Source organism: Pseudomonas sp. SDO5591_S426, from assembly GCF_054070755.1.
In genome coordinates, this window is record NZ_JBSVXD010000213.1 from 1 (window position 1) to 8,919 (window position 8,919).

An 8,919-nucleotide genomic window follows, 5' to 3' on the forward strand; every position below is an offset into this window, starting at 1 on the left:
CTTTTGATCTTGTTTTTAGAGCAACATCAAAAGATCGCAGCCTGCGGCAGCTCCTACAGGTTTTTTTTTGATCTCAACCGCGCTTGGTCAGGCCCATTTTTACCCGACCTTCAGCCGGGGTCAGGACGCGGGCACCGAGGCGGCTGAGGATTTCGCTGGCGCGCTCGACCAGTTGGCCGTTGGTCGCCAGCACGCCCTTGTCCAGCCACAGGTTGTCTTCCAGACCGACCCGCACGTTGCCGCCCAGCAGCACCGCCTGCGCAGCCATCGGCATCTGCATGCGACCGATGCCGAAGCCAGCCCACACAGCATCGGCCGGCAGGTTGTCGACCATGGCTTTCATGGTGGTGGTGTCAGCCGGGGCGCCCCACGGGATGCCCAGGCACAGCTGGAACAGCGGGTTGTCGAGCAGGCCTTCCTTGATCATCTGCTTGGCGAACCACAGGTGACCGGTGTCGAAAATTTCCAGCTCGGCCTTCACGCCCAGTTCTTGAATGCGTTTGGCGCCAGCACGCAGCTGGGCCGGGGTGGACACGTAAATGGTGTCGCCATCGCCGAAGTTCAGGGTGCCGCAATCGAGGGTGCAGATTTCCGGCAGCAGCTCTTCGACGTGGGCCAGACGGGTCAGCGGGCCGACCAGGTCGGTGTTCGGGCCGAACTCCATCGGGTTCTCACCGGCGCCGATTTCCAGATCGCCACCCATGCCGGCGGTGAGGTTGACGATGATGTCGACGTCCGCTTCGCGGATTCGCTCCATCACTTCGCGGTACAGCGCCACGTCACGGCTGAACTTGCCGGTTTGCGGGTCGCGAACGTGGCAGTGAACCACGGTGGCACCGGCCTTGGCGGCTTCCACGGCGGCAGCGGCGATTTGTTTCGGGGTGACCGGAACGTGTGGGCTCCTGGCGGTCGTGTCGCCAGCACCGGTGAGTGCGCAGGTGATGATGACGTCGTGGTTCATGAGGCGGTTTCCTTCAGGCGTGGTGGTCCCGTCCGCAGCCCTGTCGGGCTGCGAATCGGTGGTTCGGTTCAGAAAAAAGAGCGGATTACTTACTGGTCAGTTTCAGGTTTTCAGCAGCCGGTTTGCCGTCGAAAGTGGTCACACCTTCAAGCCAGCGCTGCTTGTCTTGCGGGTGATCCTTGAGCCATTGCTTGGCCGATTCGAAAGCGTCCTTGTGATCCAGCAACGGCTGCATCATCCGGCTCTCGTCTTCGGCGGTGAACGTCAGGTTGCTCAGCAGGCGACCGATGTTCGGGCATTGATCGGCGTACTTCGGTGCGGTGACGGTCCAGACAGTCGCCATGCCTTCGTTCGGGCCGAGGGCGTCGTCGCTGCCGGTGAGGTAGGTCATCTGCACGTTGACGTTCATCGGGTGCGGCGCCCAGCCGAAGAACACCACGGCTTCCTTGCGGCGCACGGCGCGATCGACGGCGGCGAGCATGCCGGCTTCGCTGGATTCGACCAGCTGGAACTTGCCGAGGCCGAACTGGTTCTTGGCGATCATCGCCTTGATCTGAGTGTTGGCGCCCGAGCCAGGCTCGATGCCGTAGATCTTGCCGCCCAGTTCTTTTTCGAATTTGGCGATGTCGGCGAAAGTCTTCAGGCCTTTGTCGGCGAGGTAGGTCGGCACGGCCAAGGTGGCGCGGGCATCTTTCAGGCTTGGCGCTTCAAGCACCTTGACCTGGTTGGCGTCGACGAACGGGGTGATGGTCTGGGTCATCAGCGGGTTCCAGTAACCCAGGAACAGATCCAGGCGCTGATCGCGGATCCCGGCGAAGATGATTTGCTGGGAGGCGCTGGTTTGTTTGGTGCTATAGCCGAGGCCGTCGAGCAATACCTGGGTCATCGCGCTGGTAGCGATTACGTCGGTCCAGTTCACCACGCCCATGCGCACATTCTGGCAAGAGGCGGGTTCGGCGGCCATGACGCTGGCGCTCAGCAAAGCGGTACCACTGAGTGCAAGAACACAGCTGCTGATCAGTCGTTTCATTCTCAGGTTCCTCGGCAGTTTCATTATTGTGGGTCCGGACATCTTTGTGCGCCGGTGATGCCAAGTTACGCAGCTGTGTCCCCGTAAAAGCGCACTGCGGCGACCAGCTCTTGCACTGCAGCGACCTGACCTCTTGAATGCCTGTTGCAAGTGGCGTATCTACATCCTCACGCTACCCGTCCTCTCGTTACTCGGCCTCTTGTTACCTGCTAAGCGAGTGCGCTCCATGTCCCAGGATTTCTATTTCTTGTTGATGCCGGGTTTCTCGGCCATTGGATTTATCTCGGCCATCGAGCCGTTGCGGGTCGCCAATCGCTTTCGCGGCGAGTTGTATCGCTGGCATGTATTGAGCGCGGATGGCGGGGCGGTGCTGGCCAGCAATGGTATGTCGGTCAACGCCGATGCGGCGCTTGAGCCGCTGAAAAAAGGCGCGACGCTGTTGGTGGTCGCCGGCTTCGAGCCGCTGAAGTTCGCCACTCCGGCACTGGAACACTGGCTGCGCCGACTGGACAACGAAGGCGTGACCCTCGGCGCCATCGACACCGGCAGCTTCATCCTCGCCGAAGCAGGCCTGCTCGACGGTCATCGCCTGACCCTGCATTGGGAGGCTATCGATGCCTTCAAGGAATCCTATCCGCAGCTCAGCGTTACCCAGGAACTGTTCGAGATCGACCGTCGGCGCATCACCTCCGCCGGCGGCACCGCTTCCATCGATTTGATGCTGGATCTGATCGCCCAGGCCCACGGTCCTGAGCTGGCGATCCAGGTCAGCGAACAATTCGTGCTCGGCCGCATCCGCCCGCGCAAAGACCACCAACGCATGGAAGTTGCCACGCGCTATGGCATCAGCAACAAGAAGCTTGTTCATGTGATCGGGGAAATGGAGCAGCACAGCGAGCCGCCGCTGAGCACGCTGGAACTGGCGGAATCGATCAAGGTGACGCGTCGGCAACTGGAGCGCCTGTTCCGGTTGCACCTGAACGACACACCGAGCAATTTCTATCTGCGATTAAGGCTGGAAAAGGCTCGGCAATTGCTGAGGCAGACGGATATGAGCGTGCTGGAAGTGAGCATCGCGTGCGGGTTTGAATCGCCGTCGTATTTCACCCGCAGTTATAGGGCGAAGTATGAGCGTTGTCCGCGAGAGGACCGGCGTACCGCAAAAGCATGAACACCCGAAAACCCTGTGGGAGCCAGCCTGCTGGCGATAGCGGTCTGTCAGACACATAAATGTCGACTGATGCACCGCCATCGCCAGCAGGCTGGCTCCCACAGTTAATTTGGTATTTCAGGAAGATCGATTACTTCTTCACCAACGCCGAACACGCCGCCTTGTACGCCTCATGCTGATACTTGTTCAGCGTCTCCGGCAGCTCGACACTGAATTTCTTGCACTGCGCCGTGATCGTCTGCGGCGACAACAACGTCACCTCGCAATTCTCCAGCAACTGGAACACACCCTCGATCTTGAACGTGGTCGGCCCACCGGCGAATTCACCTTTCTTGCCGCGCTTCTTGATCGCGATGCGGTCGATGGAGTTCTCACGCACGAACGACGCCACCTGCGCAGCGAACAGCTTGACGTTGGCCGCCTCGTCATCATCATCGAGGGCGATTTTCTTGGTGTTGAGGGTGGCGTGATTCAGGGCCGTACCGTCGAGGGACGCCACGGCGATGATCGCTTCACTGCCTTTGATTTCGATGCCGCAGACTTTCATGTTGATTCCTTGACTGGCTGATGGCGTGCAGCTTACAGCTCAAGTTGACTGGCGGTGATGCCAAAAGCCGCAGCGATTTTTTCCCGTGTGGCCTTGCGAGGCTTGGCAACGGTTTCCTGTTGGGCAAATGCCGGCTGAGTGATGCCCATGCGTTTGGCCACTTCATCCTGGGTAAGGTTCAAGTGTTCGCGCCAGGCGCGGATGGGTGTGGCGCCATCGACGATACGACTGACCACCTCATGAGGGATCAAGTCGGGTTCGATCTTCTGCGCCACATATTGCGCATAAGGAATGACTACGAAGGCTGGATTGCCTTCGGCGTCATTGATGATTTGGATGTCAGTAGGTGCGTTCATCGCGTTTTTTGACCTCTTGAATACTGACCACTTTGATCGCGCCATCCCAATCAAACATGACCCGATAGTTACCGACACGCAGTCGATAAGCGTAGTCATGACCGACCAGTGCTTTGACATTGCCTACATCGGGCATGTCTGCCAGCGCCGTGATGGCATCGCGAACCTGGCCCTGATGAACGGAATGCAATTTCAGGAGTTGCTTAACGGCCTTTCGAGTCCAGTGGATGCTGTTCATGGAAGAATATAAGTCTTTTATAAGATTTGCGAATCTTTGCTTATATTTTTCAAATGGCCAATCAACAACAATTGTCAGCATATTGCGTGAAAAGCCCACAGGCTGGGGCTTTCAAGCAAAACGTGTAGGTGAGGTCAGAACGTGTTGTGGGAAGAAGGGAAAACGCTGCTGAAAGCTGGATGCGGTTCCAGCTTTCAGAGGAAGATTAAGGACTATTCCTGCCCAATCGACTCCAAAAACTCCGACCGCTCATCACTCATCCGCGCCACGCAATCGTTCTGCGCCATGGTGAACGCCTTGCTGCCGGTTGTAGCCGGGAAGGCTTCCACGGCGCAGTCGGCGTCGCGGGTTTTCAGCCATTGGGCTTGGGCGGTTTTGATTTTGGCGCTGATGTCGGCCAATTGCGTCGGGTTCTTGCCGTAGAGCGACTGCATGCGTTCGTTGAGACTTTTGAGGTTTTCGCTCAGCAGGTCTTCGGCGGTGGTTTTGCTGAAGGCCGAGCATTCCAGGGTCTGGATGTCGTTTTCGACTTTGTCGCAGGGGTTGTCGTCGGACTCCTCCGCTGCGTGTACGCCGGTCGCAATCAGTGCCAAAGCCAGAAGGATGGATTTCATTCAGGTCGCCGCTCTATTCCAGTGATGGGGCGAATTCTGGCCCAAGCGGACGGCCTTGAACAGGTCGCCAATAGTGCCTGGCGACGACCCTTTGTCGCGGATTGACGCTTTCGGCAATTCCCCTGTCGTTTTTGCACCCGGCTGCCCCTGCACCGAGGCATATGCTGGCCCCAAAGCGCCGGCAGACGATTCGGCGCATGAATCGCCAATAAGGGGACGCCTGATGAGCCCAGCCGAATTACACGCCGACAGCATCGTTATCGACGGTCTGATCATTGCCAAATGGAACCGCGAGCTGTTCGAAGACATGCGCAAGGGCGGTTTGACCGCGGCCAACTGCACCGTGTCGGTGTGGGAGGGCTTTCAGGCCACCGTCAACAACATCGCCGCCAGCCAGAAGCTGATCCGCGAGAACAGCGACCTGGTGATTCCGGTGCGCACCACCGCCGACATCCGTAAAGCCAAGGAGCAGGGCAAGACCGGCATCCTCTTCGGCTTCCAGAATGCCCACGCCTTTGAAGACCAGATCGGCTATGTCGAAGTCTTCAAGCAGCTCGGCGTCGGTATCGTGCAGATGTGCTACAACACCCAGAACCTGGTCGGCACCGGTTGCTACGAGCGTGACGGCGGGCTGTCGGGCTTCGGTCGCGAAATCGTTGCCGAGATGAACCGCGTTGGCGTGATGTGCGACTTGTCCCACGTGGGCTCCAAGACTTCCGAAGAAGTCATCCTCGAATCGAAAAAACCGGTCTGCTACTCCCACTGCCTGCCGTCAGGTCTCAAAGAGCACCCGCGCAACAAGTCCGATGAAGAACTGAAGTTCATTGCCGACCATGGCGGTTTCGTCGGTGTGACCATGTTCGCGCCGTTCCTGGCCAAGGGCATCGATTCGACCATCGACGACTACGCCGAAGCCATCGAATACACCCTGAACATCGTCGGCGAAGACTCGATCGGCATCGGTACCGACTTCACCCAGGGTCACGGGCAGGACTTCTTCGAATACCTGACCCACGACAAGGGCTACGCCCGTCGTCTGACCAGCTTCGGCAAGATCATCAACCCGCTGGGCATCCGCACCGTCGGCGAGTTCCCGAACCTGACCGAAACCTTGCTCAAGCGCGGCCACTCCGAGCGCGTGGTGCGCAAGATCATGGGCGAGAACTGGGTGAACGTCCTGAAAGATGTCTGGGGCGAATAAGCCGCCGCACTTCTGAATCCTTTCCTGCGGCCGTCCGCGCCGCAGGCAACACAACGAATTTTCTGGAGTTAAGTTTCCATGGCCAAGATCGCCCCGCAATTGCCTATCGAAGTCGACAGCGAAACCGGTGTCTGGACCTCCGACGCCCTGCCGATGCTGTACGTACCGCGCCATTTCTTCGTCAACAACCACATGGGTATCGAGGAAGTGCTGGGCGCCGACGCCTACGCCGAGATCCTCTACAAAGCCGGCTACAAGTCCGCCTGGCACTGGTGTGAAAAAGAAGCCGAATGCCATGGTCTGGAAGGCGTCGCGGTGTTTGAACACTACATGAAGCGCCTGTCGCAGCGTGGCTGGGGCCTGTTCAAGATCCAGGACATCGATCTCGACAAAGGCACCGCCAGCGTCAAGCTCGAACACTCGGCATTCGTCTACGTGTACGGCAAGGTCGGGCGCAAGGTCGACTACATGTTCACCGGCTGGTTTGCCGGTGCGATGGATCAGATCCTCGCCGCTCGCGGCAGCAAGATCCGCACCGTGGCCGAGCAAGTCTACGGTGGCTCCGAAGAGGGCCACGAAGACGGCTTGTTCACCGTCAAGCCGTTGTAAGTCGAGGAACCCGCCATGGCTTTCGAAGCAATGTTCCAGCCGATCCAGATCGGCAAACTGACCATCCGCAACCGCGTGCTCAGCACCGCGCACGCCGAGGTCTATGCGACCGACGGCGGCATGACCACCGACCGGTACGTCAAGTATTACGAAGAGAAGGCCAAGGGCGGGATCGGCCTGGCGATCTGCGGCGGCTCGTCCGTCGTGGCGATCGACAGCCCGCAGGAATGGTGGAGCTCGGTGAACCTGTCCACCGACCGCATCATCCCGCATTTCCAGAATCTGGCCGACGCCATGCACAAGCACGGCGCCAAGATCATGATCCAGATTACCCACATGGGCCGTCGCTCGCGTTGGGACGGTTTCAATTGGCCGACGCTGATGTCGCCATCGGGCGTTCGCGAGCCGGTGCACCGTGCTACCTGCAAGACCATCGAGCCGGAAGAAATCTGGCGGGTGATCGGCAATTACGCGCAAGCAGCACGCCGTGCCAAGGCCGGTGGCCTCGACGGTGTGGAACTGTCGGCCGTGCACCAGCACATGATCGACCAGTTCTGGAGCCCGCGCGTCAACAAGCGTACAGACGAATGGGGCGGCACCTTTGAAGGCCGCATGAAGTTCGGCCTGGAAGTCTTGAAAGCCGTGCGCGCCGAGGTCGGTGACGATTTCTGCGTGGGCATGCGCATCTGCGGTGACGAGTTCCACCCGGACGGTCTGTCCCACGAGGACATGAAGCAGATCGCCAAGTATTACGACGACACCGGCATGCTCGATTTCCTCGGCGTCGTGGGCTCGGGTTGCGACACCCACAACACCCTGGCCAACGTGATCCCGAACATGAGTTATCCGCCGGAGCCGTTCCTGCACCTGGCGGCCGGGATCAAGGAAGTGGTGAAGGTTCCTGTGCTGCACGCGCAGAACATCAAGGACCCGAACCAGGCCACCCGCATTCTGGAAGGCGGTTATGTCGACATGGTCGGCATGACCCGCGCGCACATCGCCGACCCGCACCTGATCGCCAAGATCAAGATGGGCCAGATTGACCAGATCAAGCAGTGCGTCGGCGCCAACTACTGCATCGACCGTCAGTATCAAGGCCTGGATGTGTTGTGCATCCAGAACGCGGCGACTTCCCGTGAATACATGGGCCTGCCGCACATCATCGAAAAAACCACCGGCGTGAAACGCAAGGTTGTGGTGGTTGGCGCCGGTCCTGCGGGGATGGAAGCCGCTCGCGTTGCCGCCGAACGTGGCCACGACGTGACCCTGTTCGAGAAAAAAGAATTCATCGGCGGGCAAATCACCACGGCCTCGAAAGCACCGCAACGGGACCAGATCGCCGGTATCACCCGCTGGTATCAGCTGGAACTGGCGCGCTTGAAAGTCGACCTGCGCCTGGGCACCGCGGCGGATGCGCCGACCATCATGGACCTGCGTCCGGATGTGGTGGTGCTGGCCGTCGGCGGTCATCCGTTCATCGAGCAGAACGAACACTGGGGCGCGGCTGAAGGCCTGGTGGTCAGCAGCTGGGATGTGCTCGACGGCAAGGTGGCGCCGGGCAAGAACGTGCTGGTGTACGACACCATTTGCGAATTCACCGGCATGTCGACCGCCGACTTCATCGCCGACAAGGGCAGCCAGGTCGAGATCGTCACCGATGACATCAAGCCGGGTGTAGCCATCGGTGGTACGTCGTTCCCGACTTACTACCGCAGCATGTACCCGAAAGAAGTGATCATGACCGGCGACATGATGCTGGAGAAGGTCTACCGCGAAGGCGACAAGCTGGTGGCGGTGCTGGAGAACGAATACACCGGCGCCAAAGAGGAGCGGGTGGTGGACCAGGTGGTCATCGAAAACGGGGTGCGCCCGGATGAGGAAATCTACTACGCGCTGAAGGAAGGCTCGCGCAACAAAGGCCAGATCGACGTCGAAGCCTTGTTCGCGATCAAGCCGCAACCTTGTCTGGAGCAGAGCGGCGACGGCTACCTGCTGTTCCGCATCGGCGACTGCGTGGCGCAGCGGAACGTGCATGCGGCGATCTATGACGCATTGCGGTTGTGCAAGGATTTCTAATCCGATAGATCGTTCCCACGCTCCGCGTGGGAATGCCTCAATGGACGCTCTGCGTCCGATGTTGGGACGCAGAGCGTCCCGGGCTGCATTCCCACGCAGAGCGTGGGAACGATCAT

The 8,919-nt window shown here is 59.5% G+C and carries 10 protein-coding genes; 4 read left to right on the forward strand and 6 right to left on the reverse strand.

Translation table 11 applies throughout. The features are described from left to right. Positions 1–73 precede the first annotated feature (73 nt). On the reverse strand, positions 74–961 hold the full coding sequence (locus ACW9JC_RS26300) for a 3-keto-5-aminohexanoate cleavage protein (protein ID WP_457458640.1): 888 nt from the start codon (positions 959–961) through the stop codon (positions 74–76). Positions 962–1,046: 85 nt separating this feature from the next. Next, a complete protein-coding gene (locus ACW9JC_RS26305; RefSeq protein ID WP_338583597.1) occupies positions 1,047–1,991 on the reverse strand; it encodes a choline ABC transporter substrate-binding protein in 945 nt (314 codons plus the stop codon). A gap of 226 nt (positions 1,992–2,217) precedes the next feature. Here ACW9JC_RS26305 and ACW9JC_RS26310 point away from each other — a divergent pair, with 226 nt between their 5' ends. Further along, positions 2,218–3,162: a GlxA family transcriptional regulator gene (locus tag ACW9JC_RS26310; protein WP_085716447.1), complete on the forward strand. Its 945-nt coding sequence runs from the start codon at positions 2,218–2,220 to the stop codon at positions 3,160–3,162. Between the two features lie 130 nt (positions 3,163–3,292). Here ACW9JC_RS26310 and ACW9JC_RS26315 read toward each other — a convergent pair whose 3' ends face one another. The 4 genes from ACW9JC_RS26315 to ACW9JC_RS26330 form a co-directional block, all read right to left on the reverse strand. After that, positions 3,293–3,709, reverse strand: coding sequence for a DUF3010 family protein (locus tag ACW9JC_RS26315; protein WP_457458643.1), 417 nt, complete (start codon positions 3,707–3,709; stop codon positions 3,293–3,295). Positions 3,710–3,741: 32 nt separating this feature from the next. Continuing rightward, a complete protein-coding gene (locus ACW9JC_RS26320; protein WP_103396692.1) occupies positions 3,742–4,065 on the reverse strand; it encodes a helix-turn-helix domain-containing protein in 324 nt (107 codons plus the stop codon). After that, positions 4,049–4,303: a type II toxin-antitoxin system RelE family toxin gene (locus tag ACW9JC_RS26325; protein WP_457458645.1), complete on the reverse strand. Its 255-nt coding sequence runs from the start codon at positions 4,301–4,303 to the stop codon at positions 4,049–4,051. Before ACW9JC_RS26325 ends, ACW9JC_RS26320 begins: the two co-directional genes overlap by 17 nt. A 212-nt stretch (positions 4,304–4,515) precedes the next feature. Continuing rightward, positions 4,516–4,917, reverse strand: coding sequence for a lysozyme inhibitor LprI family protein (locus tag ACW9JC_RS26330; protein ID WP_457458647.1), 402 nt, complete (start codon positions 4,915–4,917; stop codon positions 4,516–4,518). Between the two features lie 223 nt (positions 4,918–5,140). On the opposite strand from ACW9JC_RS26330, the gene ACW9JC_RS26335 reads away from it, so the two are divergent. The 3 genes from ACW9JC_RS26335 to dgcA all read left to right on the forward strand — a co-directional run bounded on the left by ACW9JC_RS26335 (position 5,141) and on the right by dgcA (position 8,803). Further along, on the forward strand, positions 5,141–6,118 hold the full coding sequence (locus ACW9JC_RS26335) for a dipeptidase (protein WP_008019494.1): 978 nt from the start codon (positions 5,141–5,143) through the stop codon (positions 6,116–6,118). Positions 6,119–6,196: 78 nt separating this feature from the next. Then, on the forward strand, positions 6,197–6,727 hold the full coding sequence (locus ACW9JC_RS26340) for a DUF5943 domain-containing protein (protein ID WP_060542338.1): 531 nt from the start codon (positions 6,197–6,199) through the stop codon (positions 6,725–6,727). A 15-nt stretch (positions 6,728–6,742) separates the two neighbouring features. After that, entirely contained in the window at positions 6,743–8,803 is a 2,061-nt protein-coding gene (gene dgcA / locus ACW9JC_RS26345) for a dimethylglycine demethylation protein DgcA (RefSeq protein WP_095057479.1), read from the forward strand. The last annotated feature ends 116 nt before the right edge of the window (positions 8,804–8,919 follow it).